The 24715-nt window shown below is 52.3% G+C and carries 16 protein-coding genes; 8 read left to right on the top strand and 8 right to left on the bottom strand.

Going from position 1 to position 24715, the window contains the following annotated elements:
* The first annotated feature begins 92 nt into the window (after positions 1–92).
* The 4 genes from guaB (at position 93) to tadA (ending at position 5230) form a co-directional block, all read left to right on the top strand.
* Complete coding sequence (guaB, locus tag LAT77_RS10225) at positions 93–1559, top strand: IMP dehydrogenase (RefSeq protein ID WP_290564461.1); 1467 nt, start codon at positions 93–95, stop codon at positions 1557–1559.
* 84 nt (positions 1560–1643) lie between these two features.
* Positions 1644–3221 carry a glutamine-hydrolyzing GMP synthase gene (guaA, locus tag LAT77_RS10220; protein ID WP_290564460.1) on the top strand — a complete coding sequence of 526 codons (1578 nt, stop codon included), beginning with the start codon at positions 1644–1646 and terminating at the stop codon, positions 3219–3221.
* 81 nt (positions 3222–3302) lie between these two features.
* Positions 3303–4718, top strand: a complete 1416-nt coding sequence (locus tag LAT77_RS10215) for a Na+/H+ antiporter NhaC family protein (protein ID WP_290564459.1) — start codon at positions 3303–3305, stop codon at positions 4716–4718.
* Between the two features lie 8 nt (positions 4719–4726).
* Positions 4727–5230 (top strand): tRNA adenosine(34) deaminase TadA, encoded by a 504-nt coding sequence (gene tadA / locus LAT77_RS10210; RefSeq protein WP_290564458.1) that lies wholly within the window; start codon positions 4727–4729, stop codon positions 5228–5230.
* Positions 5231–5232: 2 nt separating this feature from the next.
* On the opposite strand, the gene LAT77_RS10205 is transcribed toward tadA, so the two are convergent.
* Together LAT77_RS10205 and mltF are read right to left on the bottom strand one after the other, a co-directional pair.
* Entirely contained in the window at positions 5233–5424 is a 192-nt protein-coding gene (locus LAT77_RS10205; RefSeq protein WP_290564457.1) for a hypothetical protein, read from the bottom strand.
* 39 nt (positions 5425–5463) lie between these two features.
* Positions 5464–6903, bottom strand: coding sequence for a membrane-bound lytic murein transglycosylase MltF (mltF, locus tag LAT77_RS10200; protein ID WP_290564456.1), 1440 nt, complete (start codon positions 6901–6903; stop codon positions 5464–5466).
* Between the two features lie 150 nt (positions 6904–7053).
* Here mltF and purL point away from each other — a divergent pair, with 150 nt between their 5' ends.
* Entirely contained in the window at positions 7054–10959 is a 3906-nt protein-coding gene (gene purL, locus LAT77_RS10195; protein ID WP_290564455.1) for a phosphoribosylformylglycinamidine synthase, read from the top strand.
* A gap of 273 nt (positions 10960–11232) precedes the next feature.
* Here the strand turns inward: purL and LAT77_RS10190 are convergent, their stop codons facing one another.
* From LAT77_RS10190 to LAT77_RS10175, 4 genes are all read right to left on the bottom strand, one after another.
* On the bottom strand, positions 11233–12036 hold the full coding sequence (locus LAT77_RS10190; RefSeq protein ID WP_290564454.1) for a thioesterase family protein: 804 nt from the start codon (positions 12034–12036) through the stop codon (positions 11233–11235).
* Between the two features lie 440 nt (positions 12037–12476).
* Complete coding sequence (locus tag LAT77_RS10185; RefSeq protein ID WP_290564453.1) at positions 12477–13841, bottom strand: alkaline phosphatase; 1365 nt, start codon at positions 13839–13841, stop codon at positions 12477–12479.
* Between the two features lie 46 nt (positions 13842–13887).
* Positions 13888–14490 carry a DNA endonuclease SmrA gene (smrA, locus tag LAT77_RS10180; protein ID WP_290564452.1) on the bottom strand — a complete coding sequence of 201 codons (603 nt, stop codon included), beginning with the start codon at positions 14488–14490 and terminating at the stop codon, positions 13888–13890.
* Positions 14491–14609: 119 nt separating this feature from the next.
* On the bottom strand, positions 14610–15770 hold the full coding sequence (locus LAT77_RS10175; RefSeq protein ID WP_290564451.1) for a DcaP family trimeric outer membrane transporter: 1161 nt from the start codon (positions 15768–15770) through the stop codon (positions 14610–14612).
* Positions 15771–15956: 186 nt separating this feature from the next.
* Here LAT77_RS10175 and acs point away from each other — a divergent pair, with 186 nt between their 5' ends.
* From acs to LAT77_RS10160, 3 genes are read left to right on the top strand one after another with little or no spacing between them, the layout of a single operon-like run.
* Positions 15957–17900 (top strand): acetate--CoA ligase, encoded by a 1944-nt coding sequence (gene acs, locus LAT77_RS10170; RefSeq protein ID WP_290564450.1) that lies wholly within the window; start codon positions 15957–15959, stop codon positions 17898–17900.
* Positions 17901–17940: 40 nt separating this feature from the next.
* The gene (locus LAT77_RS10165) at positions 17941–18600 is read left to right on the top strand and encodes a response regulator transcription factor (RefSeq protein WP_290564449.1); all 660 of its coding nucleotides are present in this window, start codon (positions 17941–17943) and stop codon (positions 18598–18600) included.
* Between the two features lie 27 nt (positions 18601–18627).
* Positions 18628–19626 carry a Fic family protein gene (locus LAT77_RS10160; protein WP_290564448.1) on the top strand — a complete coding sequence of 333 codons (999 nt, stop codon included), beginning with the start codon at positions 18628–18630 and terminating at the stop codon, positions 19624–19626.
* Between the two features lie 9 nt (positions 19627–19635).
* Here the strand turns inward: LAT77_RS10160 and LAT77_RS10155 are convergent, their stop codons facing one another.
* Both LAT77_RS10155 and LAT77_RS10150 read right to left on the bottom strand, forming a co-directional pair.
* Positions 19636–21204 carry a YdiU family protein gene (locus LAT77_RS10155; protein ID WP_290564447.1) on the bottom strand — a complete coding sequence of 523 codons (1569 nt, stop codon included), beginning with the start codon at positions 21202–21204 and terminating at the stop codon, positions 19636–19638.
* Complete coding sequence (locus tag LAT77_RS10150; RefSeq protein WP_290564446.1) at positions 21194–24685, bottom strand: PAS-domain containing protein; 3492 nt, start codon at positions 24683–24685, stop codon at positions 21194–21196. Before LAT77_RS10150 ends, LAT77_RS10155 begins: the two co-directional genes overlap by 11 nt.
* Positions 24686–24715 lie beyond the last annotated feature (30 nt).

Here is a 24715-nt window from a genome sequence, read left to right as displayed (position 1 = left end):
AAAATCATTTTTTAGTTTACTGTAGACGACGATCTGAGTAAAATACCGCCGCAACATTAATCCACCACCTACGATTCAGCGGAGATGTTGCCATGCTACGAATTGCCCAAGAAGCCCTGACCTTCGACGATGTTCTCCTGCTGCCTGCGCACTCGACTGTGCTGCCGCATACAGCAAACCTAAATACCCGTTTAACGCGCACCATTAGCCTGAATATTCCAATGGTTTCTGCTGCTATGGATACCGTGACTGAAGCCGATTTAGCGATCGCTTTAGCGCAAGAGGGCGGTATAGGTTTTATTCATAAAAACATGAGCATCAGCGAGCAAGCTGCGCATGTCCGCAAAGTGAAAAAATTCGAAAGCGGTATTGTTGCTGACCCAGTGACAGTCACTTCAAAAACCACCATTAAGCAAGTGAAAGCGTTAGCGCAAGAGCATGGCTTCCATGGCTTCCCTGTGGTTGATGATGGCCGTCTAGTTGGTATCGTTACCGGCCGTGACACGCGCTTTGAAGAAGCCAACAACAAAACCGTTGCCGACGTGATGACGCCAGAAGATCGTCTCGTTACGGTAAAAGAAGGCACAGACAGCAATACTATTCTTAATTTGATGCATAAACACCGCATCGAGAAAATTTTGATCGTCAACGACGCCCACGAAATGCGTGGCATGATTACGCTGAAAGATTTCGAAAAAGCAGCCAACAAACCGAATGCCTGTAAAGACGATCAAGGTCGCTTGCGCGTGGGCGCTGCGGTCGGCGTTGGCGCTGGCACGGAAGAGCGCATCGCGGCATTAGTTGACGCAGGTGTGGACGTAATCCTTATCGACACCTCGCATGGTCATTCGGAAGGTGTGCTTGAGCGTGTTCGTCAGACCCGTAAACAATATCCGGACCTTAATATTATTGGTGGTAACGTGGCAACAGCTGCAGGCGCCAAAGCACTGGCCGACGCTGGCGTTGACGCGGTGAAAGTTGGTATTGGCCCAGGCTCTATTTGTACGACGCGCATTGTTACCGGTTGTGGTGTGCCACAGATCACGGCGATTTCAAATGCTGTGGAAGGCCTCGAAGGTTTGGATATCCCAGTGATTGCCGACGGTGGTATTCGCTTCTCGGGTGACATCGCCAAAGCGATCGTTGCTGGCGCAAGCTGCGTGATGGTCGGTAGCATGCTTGCCGGAACGGAAGAATCACCGGGCGAAGTGGAACTGTATCAAGGTCGCTACTACAAATCGTATCGTGGTATGGGCTCCATCGGTGCAATGAACCAAAGCCACGGCTCGTCAGACCGTTACTTCCAAGCGTCAAATCAGGCGGAAAAATTGGTTCCTGAAGGCATTGAAGGACGCGTTGCTTATAAAGGTCCAATCGCGAATATTATTCACCAGCAAATGGGCGGATTACGTTCAGCGATGGGCTTGACCGGCTCGAAAGATATCGAAACCTTGCGAACCAAGCCGGAGTTCATTCGCGTCACCTCTGCGGGCATGGGTGAATCGCACGTACACGACGTCCAAATTACCAAAGAAGCGCCCAACTATCGTATGGGCTAGTGACCAAGCGCGCAGGCGTAAACTGCTGCAGATTGGATGACCAATCGTGGCCTTAATGACTTTGCTAACCGAACTGGAAAACACATGACACAAGATATTCACCAGCATCGAATTCTGATTCTTGATTTTGGTTCTCAGTACACGCAACTGATTGCCCGTCGTATTCGTGAAATCGGCGTTTACTGCGAATTATGGGCATGGGATGTCGATGCCAGTGATATCAAAGCGTTTAACCCAGACGGGATTATCTTGTCGGGCGGCCCAGAGAGTGTCACTGAAGCAGGTTCGCCACGCGCACCTGAGTATGTTTTCGAGGCCGGCGTACCCGTTTTTGGTGTCTGTTATGGCATGCAAACCATGGCGGCGCAGCTCGGTGGCGCGGTGCAAGGGTCGAACTTGCGTGAGTTTGGCTACGCACGTGTCGAGCAAATTGCTGACTGTAAACTGTTTAAAAACATTGAAGACGGCATTAGCGATGACGGCTTGCCATTACTCGATGTGTGGATGAGTCACGGCGACAAAGTCAGTGATATTCCGGAAGGCTTTATTACCGTTGCGCGCACAGAAACATGCCCGCATGCAGCGATGGTTAACGAAGAGAAGAAATTCTACGGTGTCCAATTTCACCCAGAAGTAACGCACACGCGCCAAGGTTTGCGCATGCTTGAACACTTCGTAATTGATATCTGTAAGTGTGAAAAGCTGTGGACACCGGGTGCAATTATTGAAGACGCAATTCAACGCATTCGCGAGCAGGTCGGTACGGGCAAAGTCATGCTTGGCTTGTCGGGTGGTGTCGACTCGTCAGTGACAGCGATGTTGCTACACCGTGCGATTGGCGATCAGCTGACCTGCGTGTTCGTCGATAACGGTTTATTGCGTTTGAACGAAGCCGACCAAGTCATGGAAATGTTTGGCGACCACTTTGGCTTAAATATCATTCGTGTCGACGCCGTTGACCGTTTTATGGATGCGCTCGCCGGAATCGACGAACCCGAAGCGAAACGTAAGACCATCGGTCGTGCGTTTATTGAAGTGTTCGACGAAGAAGCGCACAAGTTAACCGAAGTGGACTGGTTAGCGCAGGGCACGATTTACCCTGATGTGATTGAGTCTGCAGGTTCAAAAACTGGTAAAGCGCACGTGATTAAATCGCATCACAACGTGGGCGGTTTACCACCAGAAATGCGCATGAAACTGGTTGAGCCGCTGCGTGAATTATTTAAAGATGAAGTGCGTAAAATTGGTTTGGAACTTGGCTTGCCGTATGACATGTTATTCCGTCATCCGTTCCCAGGGCCAGGCCTTGGCGTTCGAGTACTCGGTGAAGTGAAAAAAGAGTACTGCGACATCCTACGTCGCGCCGATGCAATTTTCATTGAAGAGCTGCACAAAGCCGACTTGTATCATAAAGTCAGCCAAGCCTTTGTGGTGTTTCTACCTGTGCGCTCGGTCGGCGTCATGGGTGATGCGCGCAAGTACGACTGGGTTGTGTCGCTCCGTGCAGTCGAAACCATCGACTTTATGACCGCTCATTGGGCACACTTGCCTTACGATTTACTGGGCCGGGTGTCGAATCGAATTATCAATGAAATTGATGGTATTTCGCGTGTGGTTTACGATGTATCCGGTAAACCACCAGCCACTATCGAATGGGAATAAGCACTTAATCTTGTTGTAAAGCGTGGCTCGTGGCATATTTGATGTGCTCGAGCCACAATAAAAACAACAAGGAATTAGACCATGTCCACAGAGTTAGGCTGGCTTAGCCTACTACCCTCATTGCTCGCAATTTTCTTTGCTATTCTCACGCGCCGGGTCATTTTGGCCCTATTCGGCGGCGTGGTTTTAGCCTATGTCTTGCTCTTTATGCCAGCGGTTGGTGACGGTCTGGTGGCCGCGGGGGGCGGCTTATTTGAAACCTTAGTCAAACCATCGAATATGCTGATATGGGGCTTTACCTTGGCGATAGGTGCACTGTTTGGCGTTCTCGAGCGGGCAGGGACCTTCCAACATTTTGTCGCCGCCCTCGAACGTAAGCAAATTGTTCCCAACAAACGCCGTGCACGCATGTTTAGTTGGTTTTTGGGCGTGGCGGTCTTTATCGAATCCAATGTGTCAATCATGACCGCGGGAACCACGTCGCGCCCGGTCTACGATAAGTTGGGTGTGAGTCGGCAAAAACTCGCCTATATTATCGACTCCACTTGCGCCCCAGTCTGTATCTTAATCCCTCTGAATGCATGGGGTGCATTCAACTTAGGCTTGATTGGTAACCAAGGTGTCGCTGACCCGCTGATGACTTTTGTTTATTCAATTGGACTTAATTTCTACGCGATTTTTGCCTTAACTTTGGCACTCATTGTTGCTTGGACGGGATGGGCATTTGGGCCGATGAAAGCGTTTGAAGCGGCAGCACAAGAACGGGTGCGAAAGGCGAATCAGGCTGCGCTCGTGCAAGCGAGTGACGACGCTCACCATGACTTTACTCTCAATCGAGGCGCCGTTGCGACCGTGATTATCAGTTTAGTAACCATGGTTTTAATGGTACCGATTATGCTGTGGTACACCGGTGACGGTAGTATCGTTCGCGGCAGTGGGATGCAAAGTGTCTTTGTTGCGATCGTGACAGCGTTAGTCATCGCTATTATCGGTAGTGTGGTCACCTTGAAAGCCTCGGCAGCCGTGATTTTGGAAAGTGTTTTGCGCGGTGCATGGAAAATTTTACCGTTGGCGGTCATTCTCTGGCTGGCTATTGCTCTAGGTGACGTAACGCGAGCCTTGGGCTCAGGTGAGTATTTGGCGGGTATTTTGAACCAAACCTTACCGAGCTGGACTTTACCAGCCCTCATTTTCCTGTTGTCGGCCTTGACCGCGTTTGCGATCGGCTCAAGCTGGGGCACGTTCGCGATTATGCTGCCGTTGGCGATTCCGCTAGCGATGACATTAGGCTTACCGGTACCACTCTTTATCGCCGCAGCGCTGGCCGGAGGCATATTTGGTGACCATGCGTCACCCATCAGTGATACCACAATCATTGCCTCTTTGGCTTCGGGAACGGAGCACATCGATCACGTTCGAACCCAGTTGCCTTATGCGTTGTTGGCTGCGTTATTGGCAACCATTGGTTACCTGATTGCCGGAATTATGGTGGTGTAAATTCGGACATGCAGATCATTGACATGACAACAGATGAGAAATTTATGCGCGAGGCCATGCGTCTCGCTGCAGAGGCTGAGTCTGACGGCGAAGTGCCGGTTGGTGCGGTGTTGGTCTACCAAGGTGAAATTATCGGTCGCGGCCGCAACCGTGTTATTGGTGGGTTGGACCCATCATTGCATGCGGAAATGGAAGCCGTTCGTCAAGGTGCGGCTGCGATCGGCAATTATCGGTTGCTCGACACCACGCTATACGTCACTTTAGAGCCCTGCCCAATGTGTGCGGGTCTACTGGTACATAGCCGAATTCAGCGTTTAGTGTTTGGTGCCTTTGACTTAAAAACGGGAGCGGCAGGGAGTTTGTTTAATCTAGTTGCACATCCGCAACTCAATCATCAGATCGATGTCACGCCTGGAGTGCTACACGACGAATGTGCGGCGCAAATTTCAAATTTTTTTCAGCAACAGCGAGCGCGTAAAAAAGCACTCAAAGCCAAGCTGATAGGCGATTAACTCTATTCGAAATCGCCGTCTTCACACTCAGGGTCGGCACAATTCTCAGGGAGCGGATTGAGTCCGCAAGTTTCGTTTAAATAGAACCATTTATTGCGGCGGTCGACGACCATGCGCGTGTGCTTACGCCATAATTGTCGGCGTCTTTCGCTGCGAATAAATCGGTTTGCAGCGCCTCGTCTGACTACACCCATGCTGGTTCCTTATGCTGCTCAATACAGCAATTGTATTTGTTAATTGGCTGGTAAACGTCCCTGCTCGTCGAGCCAAACTAAGGTGTCGTAATAACGGCGAATATTTTCTACATAGCGTACAGGTTCATCGCCGCGAGCGAAACCAAAACGTGTATTTCGATAAAATTGACGCTGGCGCAACAATGGCAAGCGCTCACGCACATGAATCCAGTAATCCGGATCAGCGCCTTGGCGTTGCGTGATCACCCGCGCGTCTTCTAAATGCCCAAGACCGACATTATATGCCGCCAAAGCAAACCAAGTGCGATCAGGCTCGGTCATACGGTCTGGCAGGCGCTGATGCAACTGACGCAAGTATTCCGCTCCGCCACGAATGCTTTGCTCCGGGTCGATGCGATTATACACATTGAGTTGCTCAGCAGTTGGCAACGTTAACATCATCAGGCCGCGTACACCGGTCGCGGAGCGCGCCCAAGGGTTCCAATGTGATTCTTGATAACTGATCGCGGCCAATAAACGCCAATCGAAGTCACCTGCGTATTGGCGAAACAAATCGATATAGTCGGGCAATACGGTTTCTGTTGCGGCAATAAACGCTTGGGTGTCCACATAATTGAACTGCGAGACGTGGCCGAAGTGGCGATCAATTAACGTAAGTAGCTCGCCACTTTCATGGTGCTTACCAATATATTCAATGGCAGCGGCATACAGTGAATCGTCGCCATTGTCAGCAAATGCCCACGCTAATTGCGCTGGGTTGCGCACGGTGAAGGCGATGCTTAAATCTGGCCAAGTGCGGCGCTTAATATCTAAATGGTGTGAATCGGCAATGGTAAAGTCGATCGATTCGTTAATCACGTGGTCGAGTAACTCGTCGGCGTCATAAAGATGGCTACTCGTCCACGTCAGATGCGGATATTCTTGCTCTAACTCGGAAAGTAATTCCGCGTGACTGCTACTGGTGACCACACGAATCATCCCTTCGACCTGACTCCAATCACGAGGGCGGTTACGAGTACCTTGTTTGTAAACGAGTTTTTGATCAACAGCGTGATAGGCCGGCGTAAACCGATAGCGTTGAAGACGTGGTTCGGTTACATCGAGTCCGGCGGCGACAAAATCGATTTCTTGGGCGTCGAGTAAGTCCCATAGTTCGCGCAGCTCATAACGATTGATGATTTCAAGACGGACGCCGAGCTTGTCAGCCAAGCCACGGGCGAGTTCATATTCGAATCCGGCTTCCTGCTCAAAGCTATCGAGGTAATAATTGGTTGGCCCCATCATGGTGCCAACGTATAAAACACCACGATTTTCGATGCGTTGTAGCTGGTTTTGCTCCAGGCTATCAAAGTTACAAGCGGCTAAGATCAAGGCAAATAGCATCACTACAAGTGATCGTAATGTTCGCTGCGCCGCTCGGAAACGCACATTCGTGCTGCGTAAGTGCCGGCTTTTTTTAGTCGAAAAACATTTCAGCATGTAGGGGATAACCACTTTCCTTCGTAAGACAATCTCAGTTATAGCAAAACTTGCGTGTCACTGCATCGCATTTACGGTCGCAAATTCGCACAGATTTCATTATAATGCTGAGCCATCCTAATCCCTTCAAGTTAATCCGGAGCTAAACCAGTGGATATCCTGCGCGGTTCGCCTGCTTTGTCTGATTTTCGTCGTGAAAAGTTACTTCAACGTCTGCAAGCTGCAGGCCTTCCCGTTCAACAGGTCTATGCAGAGTTTGTCCATTTTGTGAATGCTTCAGTCGAGCTCACGAATGAGCAACGGCACGTTTTAGACCGCTTATTGCAGTACGGACCCACCCGTGAATCGCACGCACCGGAAGGGCAACTTGTGGTGGTCACGCCGCGCGTCGGCACGATTTCACCATGGGCTTCGAAAGCGACAGATATTGCACACAATTGTGGTTTGCAACACATTCGCCGGATTGAACGCGGGATTGCCTATTATTTAGAGGTTTCGTTAGAAGGCTCGCTCAGCAACGAGCAACAAGCACAAGCTGCGGCTTTATTACACGACCGCATGACCGAGAGCACTTTTTCCGAACTTGCCGCCGCCTCTGCGCTCTTTCAAGAACAACAGCCCGCTCCGTTTACCACGGTCGATATCCTTGGCCAAGGCCGAGCAGCGCTTGAATCTGCAAACCAGAGCTTAGGCTTGGCACTAGCCGCAGACGAAATTGACTATTTGACCGAGAACTTCTTAAAGCTCCAGCGCAACCCGGTCGACGCCGAACTGTACATGTTCGCGCAAGCGAATTCGGAGCATTGCCGACACAAAATCTTCAATGCGTCATGGACGATTGATGGCGTGGAACAAGAGAAATCCTTGTTTAAGATGATCAAGCGTACTTATGAAGCGACGCCTGATTACGTCTTGTCAGCCTACAAAGATAACGCCGCGGTCATGGTGGGTTGCGAAGCCGGTCGTTTCTTCCCAGACGCAGGCAGCTGTGAATATCGTTATCATGGCGAGCCAATTCATATTTTGATGAAGGTCGAAACCCACAACCACCCAACTGCAATTTCACCTTACCCAGGTGCCGCAACTGGTTCTGGTGGTGAGATTCGAGACGAAGGCGCAACCGGTATTGGTGCCAAGCCAAAAGCCGGTTTAGTCGGTTTCTCGGTGTCAAATCTGCGTATTCCGGGCTTTGAACAGCCGTGGGAGCAAGATTTTGGGCGCCCAAGTCGGATTGTCAGCGCACTCGAGATTATGATCGAAGGCCCTCTCGGTGGTGCGGCGTTTAATAACGAATTTGGCCGGCCGAATATTCTCGGTTACTTCCGTACCTATGAAGAGCAAGTGGTCAGCTTTAACGGCGAAGAAGTTCGTGGCTACCATAAGCCGATTATGATCGCCGGTGGTCTCGGTAACATCCGTGAAAACCACGTTGAGAAAGGTGAAATTCTCGTCGGTGCACCGTTGGTTGTGCTCGGTGGCCCAGCCATGAATATCGGCTTGGGTGGCGGTGCAGCGTCGTCAATGGCGTCGGGCGACTCGTCCGAAGATCTCGACTTCGCTTCGGTACAGCGGGAAAACCCAGAAATGGAACGCCGCTGCCAAGAAGTCATCGACCGCTGTTGGCAGCTCGGTGACGACAACCCGATTGCCTTTATTCATGACGTTGGTGCAGGGGGCTTGTCGAATGCGCTGCCGGAGTTAGTTAACGACGGTGGCCGTGGTGGTGAATTTAAACTCCGTGCTATTCCGAATGACGAACCGGGCATGTCGCCAATGGCAGTCTGGAGTAACGAATCGCAAGAGCGTTACGTTTTAGCCTTAGTGCCAGAGCGCCGCGAACTGTTCGAAGAGATATGTCGCCGTGAGCGTGCACCGTTTGCCGTTGTTGGAGAAGCAACGTCTGAACAAACACTGCGTTTGTACGACGAAGTTTTCGATAACTACCCAGTCGACATGCCGCTCGATGTGTTACTTGGTAAACCACCGAAAATGCATCGTGAAGCGACGACGGGCAAAGTAGCGGGCACGCCTCTAGCAACAGCAAACGTGAACGTTGCAGATGCAGTTAGCCGCTTGTTACGCCTACCGACAATCGCTGAAAAGACATTCTTAATCACCATCGGTGACCGCTCGGTGACCGGCTTAGTCGCACGTGACCAAATGGTCGGCCCTTGGCAGATTCCGGTGGCGAACTGTGGTGTGACCGCTGCGTCATTTGACACCTATGCCGGTGAAGCCATGTCGATGGGTGAGCGCACGCCAGTGGCCTTGCTTAACCATGCAGCGTCTGCGCGTTTGGCAGTAGCAGAAGCCATTACCAACATTGCCGCGACCGCAATTGGTGATTTAAAACGCATTAAATTGTCAGCCAACTGGATGGCGCCTGCAGGCCATCCAGGTGAAGACGCTGGTTTGTATGCGGCGGTGAAAGCCGTGGGTGAAGAACTCTGTCCGGCACTCGGTTTAACTATCCCGGTCGGTAAAGACTCCATGTCAATGCAGACGCGTTGGCAAGAAGACGGCAGCGACAAAGCGGTTATTTCGCCATTGTCGCTCGTGATCACCGCATTTGCACCGGTACAGGACGTGCGCAAAACCGTTACGCCAATGTTGCGCGCGGAGCGCGATGATGCCCGCCTCATGTTGATCGACTTGGGCCGTGGTCAAAACCGTTTAGGCGCGTCGTCGCTGGCGCAAGTGTATCGTGAGTTAGGCGCTGAGCCAGCTGACTTAGATTCACCAGAGCATTTACGTTTCTTCTTCAACACCATTCAAAGTTTGGTGGCGAATGACGAACTACTGGCGTACCACGACCGCTCAGACGGTGGTTTGTTGGTGACCTTGGCAGAAATGGCGTTTGCCGGCCACTGCGGTGTTGAAATCGATCTGCCTGCTGGTCAAGACACGGTTGCTGCGTTATTTAGTGAAGAACTTGGTGCCGTGATTCAGGTTTCAGAAGCCGTCGCTGCGCGTTTGAACGCTGAATTTGCTGCCGCCGGTTATGACGATATGCTGGTTAATCTTGGCCGTGCGGTAAGTGAAGACTCACTTGTCATTCGTCAGGACGAGCAAGTGGTGTATCAAGCAACGCGTTCTGAGCTGCGTACCACTTGGGCGGAAACGACGCATCAAATGCAACGCTTGCGGGATAACCCAGCCTGTGCGGACGAAGAATTTGCCCTCAAGCAAGACACCAATAACCCAGGTTTACATGCGCAATTGACGTATGATCCGGCGGAAGATATTTCGGCGCCGTTTATTCTGAAAGGTGTGGCACCGAAAATTGCGATTCTGCGCGAGCAGGGCGTTAACTCCCACTACGAAATGGCAGCGGCCTTTGACCGTGCCGGCTTTAGCGCGATTGACGTGCACATGAGCGATATTCTTACTGGCCGTGTTAGCTTAGACGAGTTCCAAGCGCTGGCCGCCTGTGGTGGCTTCTCGTACGGTGACGTGCTCGGTGCTGGTGAAGGCTGGGCGAAATCAATTCTGTTCAATGCCAATGCGCGGGAGCAATTCAGTAACTTCTTTGCTCGCCAAGACACGCTGGCGCTCGGCGTGTGTAATGGCTGTCAGATGTTGTCGAACTTACATGAGCTTATTCCGGGCACGGAGCATTGGCCGCATTTTGTCACGAACCGCTCTGAGCGTTTTGAAGCGCGCGTGGCGATGGTTGAAGTGCAAGACAATAAGTCACCATGGTTTGCTGGCATGGCTGGCTCGCGCATGCCCATCGCGGTTTCTCACGGTGAAGGTCGCGTTGAATTCAGTCGTAACGACGCCAACCAAGCTCTATCGGCGCTCAATGCCGATCAATTGATTGCGCTGCGTTATGTGGACAACTATGGCAAGGTGACGGAAAGTTACCCAGCGAACCCGAACGGCTCCGTACAAGGTATCACCGGCCTAACCAATGCCGACGGTCGCGTTGCCATCATGATGCCACACCCTGAGCGCGTTTTCCGCGCCGTGGCCAACTCATGGTACCCCTCATCCTGGGGCGAAGACGGCGCCTGGCTACGCCTCTTCCGCAACGCCCGCCGCAGCTTAGGCTAGCGTCGCCGTCGAAGTTTGCTTCCGAGGGTTGGGCTACACGATGTCAGAGACGCCGTGAACCCATCCCTGGGGGCTTATATTCGGCATCCATGCCTCATATACTCTGTCATCGCGCAGCCCAACCCTCTCGCGCAAACTTCGAAGCCGCTTTTGCGCCGCACGACAGACTGTGTCAGAGACGCCGTGAACCCATCCATGAGGGCTTGGATGCCGCATCCATGCGGCATACACTCTGTCACAGCCTATCGCACAGCGCTTGCGCTGGCTTCGTAGCTAGGCGAATACGGTGATGGTTTGGCGGCTGATGGCGACGAGGTTGCCGTCATCGTCCCACACGTGGGAATGGGTGTGGCCGTAACCATCAGCGGCGTAATCGATATAGGCAACATACTGCCACCAGTCGGTGGCTTTTTTGTGGGTCGGTAATAATTCTGGGAACTCGATCGTCCACGTTAATGAGCTAGCAGGTGCCGGCTGATTCAGCATCGGCAATACCGCAGGTGGCCAAGCGTCGACGAGACCAAGAAAGAGGCCGACGTCGATTGGTGTGTCTTCGTTACAGAAACGTACCCAACCTCCAAATTGACGCGACTGGGTGTTGCTAAACGGTAAACCACCGACCGTGACGCTGTAGTCAAAGTGATGTGCAAATTCAGGAAGAATGGGTGTTTTCGGGAAAGGCAAGCCGTGTTCACGATTGGGTACCTCAGCAGGTAAGGTGTCCGTGATGCGGACTTGCGAGGGCCGTGAACGGCCAAACGTGAATAAGCCACTTAGTTGCACACCGCCATTTTGCACAATTTCCACGCGGACTTGGGTGACGCTTTTACCTTTACGCAAAATGGTGCGTTGCAAAGTGGCCGTTCCAGGTTCTAGCGGACCGACAAATGAAATGGTTAGTGCTCGAATCGGTTGCTCAAGATCAACGCCGAGTTTTGCATGTTGAAACGCGATCGCTGCCGAAAAACCACCAAAGAATGCACGCCCCTGTGCCCAACCTTGCGGCAACACAAATTCTTGCTCTGCATCAGGGTCAATACTCGCTAAAACGTCAGAAAACTTCGCCACGTCACTCATTTTTGCTTTCACCTAGAAATTTAAACATGCGTTTAATTCTAGCTAGGCGAGAAGCAAGTTACTAGTCAAGATTGGTCAATTGTTTGGGTGTGCGAGCGGGCGGTCAGAGATATACAGCCAGTGCAGCGAAGCCAGCGCAAGCGAAGCACGGTTGGTGCGGTTAGAGATATACAGTCAATGCAACGAAGCCAGCGTAAGCGAAGCACGGTTGGTGCGGTCAGAACAGTAAGCATCATGCTCGAAGCCAGCGCTAGCGGTGTGCGCCTAGGGGTGGCAGAGTGTATGCCGCATGGATGCGGCATCCAAGCCCCCATGGATGGGTTCACGGCGTCTCTGACACCCCTAGGCGTGCACCGCGGAAGCGGCTTCGACGCACAAAGCTCAGCTTTCTGACCGCGCGAGGCATGCAGCGCGGAAGCGGCTTCGCGGCACTAAGCTCGTTATTGCAGCCAGTTGATGATGATGTCGGCGATATCGGTTTGGTCTTGGAAGCCGCGGAAGCGGTCGCTCCAAGGGCCGATAGCGATGACTGGGACATCTTCGCCGGTGTGACCGCCCGTGGTCCAGCCGGTGCTGGTGTGGTAGCGAACAATGTCAATGAGCACGTCTTGAATGCGTTGACGATGGCGCGAGCCGCTGTCTTGCGCGACTGTTTGTAGTGCATTTTGTTGGTCGACTGTAAGTGGGAATGGCAGGTACTGCTCAACATAAGCTTCCCAGTCGATGAACGGCATGCTGGTTAAGTCTTCAGCCATGGTGCGCAAGCCGCGGCCAATGCGGGCGACGTCAGCGGCGCGCCATTGATAATTACCGTCAGCACCGAGCGTTAAGCCGCCCGTTGAGTGGTCGGCTGTGAGTAGGACTTGCGTGCCCGGATTTTCGTTGGCGTACGCTTCTAGAAACTGCATCAAGTGGTCGAGTTCTTCCATTTCACGCATCGCACAAGCAATGTCATTGGCGTGGCCACACCAGTCGACCATTGACGCTTCGATCATGACCACATAGGGCTGATCAGTGTTGTCGAATAAGCGAAGACCATGGCGCGATAGCTGTTCTAAACGCATTTCGTCGTCAATCACGTACGGGAAAGCATCGTCGAAGAACAGGCCAAGTACCGGCAGACGTTGTTGCGCATGCAGCTCTTCGTAAGTTTCAACGATGCGAACACCGGCATCGGTGAGCGTCGTTAAATGGTTAATTTCTGTACCGTCTTCGTCAGTGCGAACAAAGTGTTTACGGCCGCTACCGAGCAACAGGTCGAAGATGGGTTGACCGTTCTCGTCTAATGTTGCGTATTGGTCGGCAATTTCATCTTCCATTCGGCGAGACGGCACGTGAGTATAGAAAGCAGCTGGCGTTGCGTGGGTGACTCGGGTGGTCGCGATTGCGCCAGTCAACCAACCGTTTTCACGGCCAATTTGCATCATGGTCTTCAGCGGATTACCGTCGGCATCGACGGAAATGGCGCCATTGTATGTTTTAATGCCGGTGGCGAGTGCTGTGGCGCTCGCGGCAGAGTCCGTGACTAAGGTGTCGTCCGCAGGGTAGGTGCTTGCGGCGCCAACCAAGTAGTTATCGAAAATGGTTGGTGAAATGTCACTGGCATGGGTGAAATTGCGTCCGTCTTTGAAGTACCGGTATGCAGTTAAGTAAGGGAAGCCCATGCCGTCTGCAATGACAAGGATAATTCGTTGTGGTTGCACTGAAGTACTGTCATCCGCGTGAGCGTTTGGAGCCCAAGCGAAGAGGGACGTTGCGACAACAGCAACGAGTGAAAGATGAGTGATTTTTTGCCAAATACGCATAGTTAATTCCTGTATTGCCCACCTGAATAGTCCGCGACAGTGCGGTCTATCGTTTCCGATTTTGTTCTTTGGTCGCAAGTTTAACACTTTGATTTTTCCGAATCATGACATAGGTTGCGCCCATGCCACCGTGAAATTTTTGGGCGCTATGGAATGCCATGACATTCTCAATATCTGGTAGCCACTGATTGACTAAGCTTTTCAATAAGCCCGGGCGAGGCTGGCTTTTCAAGCCGATGCCGTGAATGATCAGCGCGGTGCGAACACCAGTTCGGTAGCATTCTTTGATAAAGCGACTGATTTCGATCCGTGCTTCGCTGACGCGCATATTGTGCATGTTCAAGGTCGCTTGCGGTTCGTAGTGGCCACGCTTGAGCTGACGAAACACGCCGTCTTGGATGCCATTAAGTCGCCACTCGATGGGGTCATTGGGTTCAACCCAGTCACGCACTTGTTCACTTAGCGCGGCAGCTTCTTCTGCTTCTGCAGCTGCCATGGCTGCTTCGCGCCGAGCGGCTTGTTGCTCGGTGGTCAGGCAGCTGCGTTCAAGCGCAACGGTATCGGGCTTAGTCAGCGGCTTAACGTCTTGCATGAGCTCTTGAAACAGCGCGATTTCGTCGTCGTTATCGGGTGACTTTATCTCAGACATAAAAAAACTCCGACGCTCATTAACTGCAAACTGAACGCCGGAGTGTAACAAATTTTCCTTGGGGGGGCAGCTCAGCCGCTGTATTTCACAACGACCGACTGGAATTTGCGATGAATGGCTTAAAACGCGTACTGTACGCTTACTTGCACACGATCGAGATTGCCATCGTCGCCAGAGAGTAATTCACGGGTTGCGCGGCTATATTCGAAACCGACGACCATGCGCTCGTTGGCTTGATACATCAAGTTCGCAGCGATACGCTGGGTGTGATCGTTGGCATTCAATCCGGTCAATTCGCGTTTGTCTTCGAATTTGCCGCGGGTGAAAATCAAGTTGCTTCGATATTGGGCATTCCAGACATGGCGATAGGCCAATGAAAAGCCGGTATAGCCAAGTGCATCTAAGTTCAGCGCCTGATCGACCACAGCGTCGTTGACGGAGTTGACGCCGACATAACGGCCGATCCCTTCACCATGAACGATACCAGCGCGCAAATCGTGCGGGCCGAAGTTGATTTTGGTGGTTAAATTTACACCCCAACCGGTTTCAGTCGCATCGACGCCGTTCTGGCGATACTCTAAACGACGGAAAATACCGGCAATACTGTAGTGAATGTTGTCCACCTGTTGCTGGTAGCGGGCGGTGAGATCCGGCATCGCGGTGTCACCCGTGGTGATACGTGCTGTGCCGCCGAGGTTTGGCGTCACCGTCGTTTCTGGTTGCTCGACAGACACGGAAAAACCGTTGTTGCTGTAACGAATCTGTGGCTGACGGTTAAACACAATGCCGTCTGGTGAACCAATAAAGTCAACCGATTCAGGAATAATTGCCGTATCCTGGAAGTTGCTCCAAAACTGGCCGGCGAGCCAATTACGGTATTGAATATAGGCGTGGCGGACGCGCGGCGAGTAGGAGTTGGTGACGCGCTTATCGCCGCCCGGTGTGCCGAGGAAATCGAACTCGACATAACCAGAAATGGTCTCACCATTTTCCAAGGTTTGGTTGGCACGGAAGAAGAACCGAGTTTCGCGCGCATGAAAATCCGTGTATGTATTGCTATCGCCGCCAATTGGGGTTAAGCCAGGAATGTAAAAGTCCCGGCCAATACTGCCTGACGGCAACGAGCCACTGTCGGTGCGGGTAACCATGGCGTCGAGTTTGATGTAGCCGCCATAGCTAAATTCGGTTTCTGCCTTGGCGCTAGCCATGCTGATTAGGCCGCCTGCGGTTAACGCAGCAGCAACAGCAGTGGCCGTCATCGCGGTTTGTAAACGTTGCATGTAAGCTTCCTCATGTTGTCTTTTATGGCATTGTTGGCATGCCTTGAGTGCACAGCTACTGCAGGTTTGTGCGTGCTTTTAAGCATTCGGGAAGATGCGCAATGGGTCAATCTAGACTATGGTCTAATAGGTTTCAGCCAGCGAAATCAGTACAAATGAGGCTATAGAATTTAGGAGGAATGAAATATGTCAGCACTGAGTTATCCAATGCCTGAAGCAGTGAAAGCGTCTGCACGGCTGAATCCGCAAACCTATGCGGAGAAGTATCAGCAGTCGATTGCTGACCCAGAAGCGTTTTGGGCAGAAGAAGGTAAGCGTATTAGCTGGTTCAGCCCGTATAGCCAAGTTAAGAAGACTAACTTTGCGTCTGGTGAACTCGACATTCAGTGGTATGCCGACGGCACCCTTAACGCTTGCTACAACTGTGTTGATCGTCACTTGAGTGAGCGCGGCGACAAGACCGCGATCATTTGGGAAGGTGACGAAGTTGATGTGCAAAAGCACATTACGTTCCGTGAACTCCATGAAGAAGTGGCTCGTTTTGCCAACGGTCTAAAGAAACTCGGTGTGAAGAAGGGCGACCGCGTTGCGATTTATATGCCGATGGTGCCAGAAGCCGCCTATGCCATGCTGGCTTGCGCCCGGTTAGGCGCGGTACATTCGGTGATTTTTGCTGGGTTCTCGCCGCATGCGATTGCCGACCGAGTGAATGACTGTGGTGCGAAAGTGATTATCACTTCGAACGAAGGCCGTCGTGGCGGTAAAGGCGTCGCGTTGAAGCCAAACGTCGACGAAGCCTTAAGTGGTGACGCCTGCCCAACCATTGAACACGTGGTGGTTCTGAAACACACCGACGTTGATTTTGACATGCAAGAGGGCCGCGACGTTTGGTGGCAGGAACTCATTGGTGATTGTGACGCCGACTGTCCACCGGAAGTGATGCAAGCCGAAGATCCGCTGTTTATTCTCTATACCTCTGGCTCAACCGGCAAGCCGAAAGGCGTTGTACATACCACGGGTGGCTACATGGTGTATGCGTCAATGACGCACGAATATGTTTTCGATATTAAAGAAGACGACGTCTACTGGTGTGCGGCCGATGTGGGCTGGATTACCGGTCACAGTTATATTGTTTACGGCCCGCTCGCCAACGGTACGACCACGCTGATGTTTGAAGGCGTGCCAACGTATCCGGACGTGTCGCGCATTGGTAAGGTGGTCGACAAGCATCAAGTTAATATTCTGTATACCGCACCGACAGCGATTCGTGCCTTAATGGCCAAAGGCGATGCTGCAGCTAAGGGCAGTAAACGTGACTCGCTGCGGATTATGGGCTCGGTGGGTGAACCAATTAACCCAGAAGCGTGGGAGTGGTATTACAAGGTTATCGGTAACAGCAAGTGCCCGATTGTCGACACTTGGTGGCAGACCGAGACCGGCGGCATTTTGATTGCGCCGTTCCCAGCAGCTACTGATATGAAGCCAGGCTCGGCGATGTTGCCGTTCTTCGGTGTGAAACCAGCGTTAGTCGACAATGAAGGCAAAAAGCTTGCTGGCGCGACAGAAGGTAATTTGATTATCGAAGACTCGTGGCCAGGTCAGGCACGCACCTTGTGGAACGACCATGAGCGCTTTGAGCAGACGTACTTCAGCACCTACAAAAACGTTTATTTCACCGGTGACGGCGCACGTGTCGACGACGACGGTCATTTCTGGATTACCGGTCGAGTCGACGATGTACTCAACGTCTCAGGACACCGCTTAGGTACCGCTGAAATTGAAAGCGCATTGGTTGCCCATGAAGCCGTTGCCGAAGCCGCTGTGGTCGGTTACCCGCATGATCTCAAAGGCCAAGGTATTTATGTGTATGTGACTGTGGTTGATGGCGTTGAAGCCAATGACGATCTGCGCAAAACCTTAGTGCAGTGGGTCCGTAAAGAGCTGAGTCCGATTGCGACGCCAGACCATATTCAGTGGGCGCCAGGCCTACCGAAAACTCGCTCGGGTAAAATCATGCGTCGTATTCTGCGGAAAATTGCCAGCAATGAGTACAGTAATTTGGGTGATACCTCTACGCTCGCCGATCCGAGTGTGGTAGATTCGTTAATTGAGAATCGATTAAACCGCTAAGGATAGGAAGCGACCAGGTAGCGCTTCCACAAAAAGTGCTATGACCCGATTACTAATTGCTGATGATCATCCGTTATTTCGCGAGGCCCTGCAGGGGGCTCTCGCGAATCATTTTGCCGACCTCGATATTCGCGAGGCCGATACCCTCGACTCTACCCTCGACGCGTTAAGCCAAGACGACGACATTGATTTGTTGTTGCTCGACTTACACATGCCCGGTGCGGGTGATTTATATGGTTTAATCCGCATTCGCAACGACTATCCGTTGTTACCGGTGGCGGTCATTTCTGGGTCGGAAGACTTGCAGGTGATTTCCCGCTGTATGGGTTTCGGTGCGCTCGGTTTTATTCCAAAATCATTGTCGTCGGCCGACATTGCCAATGCAATTGCTGCAATTCTTGATGGCGATGAATGGTTGCCAGAGGGCATGGCTGAGCAAATCGTTGATGTCAGCCAAGAGGACAAAGAGCTCGCCGAGAAAGTGGCCGACTTAACCCCGCAACAATATCGGGTGTTGTATTACGTACACGAAGGCTTACTGAACAAGCAAATTGCCTATCAACTGGGCATTACCGAAGCGACGGTGAAGGCTCACATGACGGCTATTTTCCGTAAGCTTGATGTCTACAGCCGCACTCAAGCGGTACTGTTAGCCGAACGCCTACAGCTTTCACCGCCTGAAAGTGAAGGTGATCGTTAATCATTGGGACGGCTAAGGAGTTTGAGTTTGGCTTATTCACCACCCTTTAAGCTCAACACGGCGATTCTGAACCATGTGGCGAATATTTCGATATTAGTTGGTTCTTGGGTGGTGAAAGAGCAACGTCAACAACCAAGTTTAAGACGAGAGAACCGGATCAAGACCATTCAAGCCTCGCTGGCGGTTGAGCAAAATACCTTGAGTCTTGAGCAGGTGACAGCTGTGTTAGAAGGCAAGCGTGTACTCGGTCCACCGCGCGAGATTCAGGAGGTCTTGAATGCTTTTCAGGCTTACGAAGCATTACTGAACTGGCAACCGCAGAGTCTTCAAGACCTGTGCGCAGCACATCAGCTAATGATGCAAGGTTTACTTGCTGAAGCAGGTCGCTGGCGCTGTGGTGGAGCCGGTATCTATCGAGGTGACCAGCTTGTGCATATGGCACCGCCCGCGAATCAAGTTCCACGCTTGATGAACCAGCTCGTCGATTGGCTTGCGACAACCAAAGTGCATCCGCTTGTGGCTTCTGCAGCATTTCACTACGAATTTGAATTTATTCATCCATTTGCAGATGGTAATGGTCGTTTGGGCAGGTTATGGCAAACCTTGATTCTAAGTAAATGGCAGCCGCTGTTTGCGTACCTCCCCGTTGAATCGGTTATTAAAGACTCCCAAACGGAATATTACCAAGCCTTGCGCGATGCCGATCAGAAGAGCGACTGCACGCAATTTATTGAGTATATGCTGGCAGCAATAGCAACTGCGCTGGAAAATGCGATCGACGCGGATACGACAGTGCGGGAATTAGCACCCGAAATGCGGGTAGAAACGCGGGTAGAAATGCGGGTAAAAACGCCGGATGCGATATTATCGCTGTTGCAAGAAAGCCCAACACACAGTCTCGCGTGGGTTGCTCAGCAGCTCGGTGTTGCGACTAGTACCGTTGAAAGAGCTGTAGCGAAATTACAGCAAGACAAGAAGCTCAAGCGCATCGGGCCGCGCAAAGGCGGCTCTTGGCAAGTGCTTTGATTTTTACCTTTAAGTTCCACAAAAGGTTCGTTGCACTTCCTCTGCTTTGGACGGCGCCTGATAGAGCTCAAGTTCTAGCTCGCTGGTGGGCATGTTATAGGGTGTTTTCCACGCATTGAGCAGGGTATAGAAACGTTTTAGGCTGCCGCTTTCCTCAACTTCGGTAATCGCTTCGGCAATACGATGATTGCGCGGAATGAGCGCTGGATTCACGCTGCGCATGGCATCGATGGTATCCTTGACTGACCGCTGATTCTCGCTGAGTCGTTGCAGCCAGCGTTGGCGCCAAGCGAGGTAATCTTCCGGCTGGGTAAAGAGGCTGGCGGCTGGCGCGGTTGGGGCGACTAATGCAGACTCCCCTTGTAGAGATGACCCAGCTCTTTCGCTCAGTTCATTGGCGAGTTGCCAGAACGCCTGGGTGTAGTCGACGTCATGGGTTTGCAATACGACGAGAAAATCTTGAATCAGTTCGTCGTCCTCAGCTTGGGCTTGTTCAAGACCGATCTTGGTGGCCATCGTGCTGAGCCACAGCGCTTGTACCTGCTCCGAATACGCATCTAAAACGCGAGTGGCAAGGGCAATGGCGTCTTCACGCGCTGCCTTTACGCTGGCTTCGTCATCACCATGTTCTGACTCAGCGGTGAGCAACGGCAAAAGGCATTCGGCCAAGCGAGCTAGATTCCATTGCGCGATCGCCGGTTGACTGCTAAACGCATAACGTCCCCGGCGGTCGATCGAGCTAAAGACTTTTTGCGGATGATAGCGGTCAAGAAATGCCGCTGGGCCATAATCGATGGTTTCGCCACATATTGATGTGTTGTCGGTATTCATGACGCCATGAATAAACCCGACGCGTAGCCACTGACTGACCAACTCGGCTTGCTTCATGGCGACTGCATGTAACAAGGCGAGGTAGCGCTCAGTTCCGGTTGTGTCCGCGAGTTCCGGATAGTGGCGGGCAATCGCATAGTCCGCCAGCTCTTGAACTTTCTCGGCGCCGCCATGCAAGGAAGCAAACTGAAAACTACCGATGCGTAAATGGCTGCTGGCAACACGGGTAAATACAGCGCCCGGCACGCCACCTTGATCACGAAATACCAATTCGCCACTGGCCACGGCAGCGAGCGCGCGGGTCGTCGGCACCCCGAGAACAAACATGCTTTCACTCAGCAAGTACTCGCGCAATACCGGACCAACCGCTGAGCGACCGTCACCACCACGGGAAAACGGGGTTGGCCCAGCGCCTTTGAGTTGAACATCCCAACGCTTGCCGTGTTTATCAACAACCTCAGCTAAGAGCAGTGCCCGGCCATCGCCGAGTTGCGGCACGAGGTTACCAAATTGGTGGCCCGCATAAGCATGCGCAATCGGTTGCGCCCAACTTGGCACCTCGTTCCCGGACCAAACGCTGAGGCCGGTCTGTGTTGCATGCAGTTCGGCTGGCAGTTGCAGTTGCTCTGCGAGCGTTTGATTAAAGGCAATCCACTGGGGTTCGCGCACCGGTGAGGGGGCGACTGGCTGCGAAAAAAATGAGCCAAGTGCTTGAAAGCTATGCTCGGGACGAAAGTTAGTTGGCACGGGGAGGCTCCTCGCTCGGGCTTCGGTGTGTCTCTTTATGGCGCTGCATATGCTGCATCAGCGCTTTTAACTGCGCCGGTTTAACCGGCTTGGCTAAGAATTGCAGACCGAGCTTCCGTGTTTCTGCTTTCAAATCGGGGTCTCGAACAGCCGTCACCAAAGCACCCGGAACTCGCGTTGGCCAAATGCCACTCAATGCTTGCCACAGCGTCAAGCCGTCGCCGTGTTCACCGAGCTGATAATCCAGCAAGACGCCGTCTGGCGCTGGATTTTCTTTTGCCCAAACCAGAGCGTCCTGCGGGGTGGTGAACTGAATCGGGTGGCAGTCCCACTTATGCAGCAGCGCTTCCAGCGCTTTTAAGTTCTCTGGGTCGTCATCGACACAGAGAATCTTCAGACCGTCGTAAGCTTGATTCGAGCGCTCTGGCCGGACGCGTGGAATCACCATGGCAGCAGAACCAAGTGGCACCAGCACCGAGAAGCGGCTACCTTGACCGAGTGCCGACTTTATCTTTAATGGACAGTTTAGTTGTTCAGCCATGCGCTTGGCCACGCTTAGCCCCAAACCGACACCGCTAATGGAGCCTTGATGCAAACGAATAAAGGCCTCAAAAACTTCGTCGTGTTTTTGTTCTGGAATACCGGGGCCCGTGTCCCAAACCGCTAATTCGGCATGTTCGCCGCGTTTGCGAACGGTTAACAAAACACGGCCGCTTTCGGTATATTTCACCGCATTTGACAGGAAGTTCTGCACAATTCTCCGCAAGTACGTTGGGTCGGTATACACGGTTAAGTTGCGCAAACGGGCTTTGAACTGTAAGTCGCGTTGTTCGGCTAAGACCGCGTATTCAGGTACCAATGGCCCCAAAATCGTATTGAGGTCAATGTGTTTCAGCTGTGGCTGCATCGCGCCCTGTTCCATTTTGGCAATGGATAGTAAGGCCGAGAGCAGATGCTCGGTCGAATCGAGGGCGTTATCGACTTTATGAATCAACCCTTGGTTCTTCGGATCAAGCTGTTCATGATCCACTGCGGACAAATACAAACGCGCTGCGTTCAACGGTTGCAAAATATCGTGGCTAGCCAATGCGAGGAAGCGTGTTTTGCTGGCATTAGCATTTTCTGCTTCCGCTTTGGCCGCTTGTAAGGCGACTTCGATTTCACGACGACGGTCGATTTCCTCGGTTAGCTCACGGTTAATTTCCCGGACTTCGTCGGTGCGACTGCGGATCCGCGCTTCGAGGTCGATATTGGCATCTTCGAGCGCCTGCTGAGTTTCAATGTGTTCAGTGACGTCGGTAAAACTGGTCACGAAGCCACCGTTGGGCAGCGGATTACCGACCATTTCAATCACGCGACCGTCAGAGCGACGACGAATGAATCGGTGCGGTGAGCCAATTTGCATATAGTACAAACGCTTGTTGACTAACTCTTCGACTTCACCGACGCCGCATTCACCGCGCTCGGCGTTGTAACGAATCAAGTCAGCAATCGGACGCCCCGGTTGTACCATGCCGTCGGGATAGTCAAACAACTCGAGGTAACGGCGGTTCCACACCACTAACCGCAATTCTTTGTCGACGACGGAAATACCTTGGGCAAGATTCTCCAACGAGCTATACATGATTGACTGTTGGGTTTGTAGCGCTTGGGTAGTGTCGTCGAAGAAATGCACCACTTCTTCAAGATTGAGCTGGCGATTCTCAATCGCAGCATTCACCAGTGAACGGGCAGTGGCCGCACCGAGCACACCGCTAATGGCACGCTCGGCATAGTCAGTAAATTTGGCATCGGCAATACCGTCGCGGTCGAGCTCGCGATGACGTTGGTAACTTTGTAATAATTCTTCGCAGCGATGCGGACCAAGAAAGGTCTCCATCAGTAAAACTAAGTCGGCAACACGGGTTTGCTGCGGTCGTTGGGGACCGACATTGGTGTGGCTGCTGCGCGGTTGCACAAACGCCGTGGCTTGAATTTTATCGACGAGCGCCGGCACGGCTAAGTAGCTAAAAATCACATACCCAGCAACGTTTGCGGCCATGGCAATCAGGGTGCCGTGGGTAATGATCGTATCAGCTTGTTCCAGTGGCGCCTGAGTCAGAGGTAACAGTATCGCAATAAGCCAGGCCACCATACCGGCAATTAAACCCCAATAGACCCCTTGAGCATGACCACGCCGCCAGTACATGCCACCGATGATGGCGGGCAATAGCTGCAACACCACAGAGAACGCCAGCAGACCGATACTGACCAAGTTAAGGCGTGCAAACCAGAGGTGGTAACAAGCCCAACCGAGCACTAAAACGCTAACAATGGCATAGCGACGAACGCGAATTAACCGTCGTGAGAATCGGTGCGGTTGCGGAATTTTCTGACCTTCACGGGTGAGCCAAACGGGCATGACGACGTCGTTACTGATCATGGTGCTGAGCGTTAGGGTAGCAACGATGACCATGGCCGTCGCCGCTGAAATACCGCCGATATAGACCACAATCGCGAGCCAAGTTTGGCCATTCACATAAGGAATCAATAATGGAAATACCGAGCGTTCGTCTGGTAAACCATTGTAACTACCGAGTAGCTGTGTGCTGGTGATCGCCAGAACGGCAATGGCTACAGAGGTAAGTAGTAAGTAAACCGGAAACAGCCAGCGGGCAGTTTTCAGGTGCGACAAATGAACGTTATCAACGACGGTCACGTGGAACTGACGCGGTAAACAGAGAATCGCACCAGCGGCCATCGCCAGTTGAATGAAAAACTCTGCGTTAAGTGCTTGCCAACCCCAGCTGCTGCTGAGCTGTAGGCTTTCCAGCTGGGCGGTAATGGTCAGCACACTGTCGCTGCGAAAAGCAATCCAAGCAAAAACGGCTACGCCGAGCAAGGCGACGAGCTTGACTGTTGATTCGAAGGCGATGGCGAGCATCATACCGCTGCGGTACTCGGTGACGTCCAGACGCCGTGTACCAAAAACGATGGCAAATGCCGCCATCAGCAAGGCGACAATGAGTTCTTTCAGCGATCCGCCAGTAACTTCTGGCGGCATACCGCTGAGCACATTAAAGCTGATACCGACCGCTTTCAGCTGCAGCGCAATGTAGGGAATCACCGCCGCAGCGGCAATCATAGTGACCACCAACGCCATTTTGTGGTTTTTACCGTAACGCGAGGCGATAAAGTCAGCTATCGAAGTGATGTTTTGCCGTTTGCTGACGGCCACAAGCTTGGTCACAACGGGTAGGCCAAACACATACAACAACACAGGACCGAGCAAAATCGGTAAGAAACTCCAGCCTCCGTCAATGGCATTGCCAACCGCGCCGTAGTAGGTCCAGGTTGTACAATAAATAGCCAAAGAAAGGCCATACACCCAGGGGTGTAAGCTAATTTTGTAGCCTAATGAGTGTTTGCGCTCACCCCATAGGGCAATAAGAAACAGCAGCGCAATGTAGCCTAGTGCAGAGGCAATCAGAATCCAGATCATGTCGGTTGTTATGTCATTGATGGAATATTC

Origin of the sequence: Aliidiomarina sp., from assembly GCF_022565475.1 — a bacterium.
Classification (GTDB): Bacteria; Pseudomonadota; Gammaproteobacteria; order Enterobacterales; family Alteromonadaceae; genus Aliidiomarina.
This window is presented reverse-complemented; position numbering and strand designations above follow the sequence as displayed.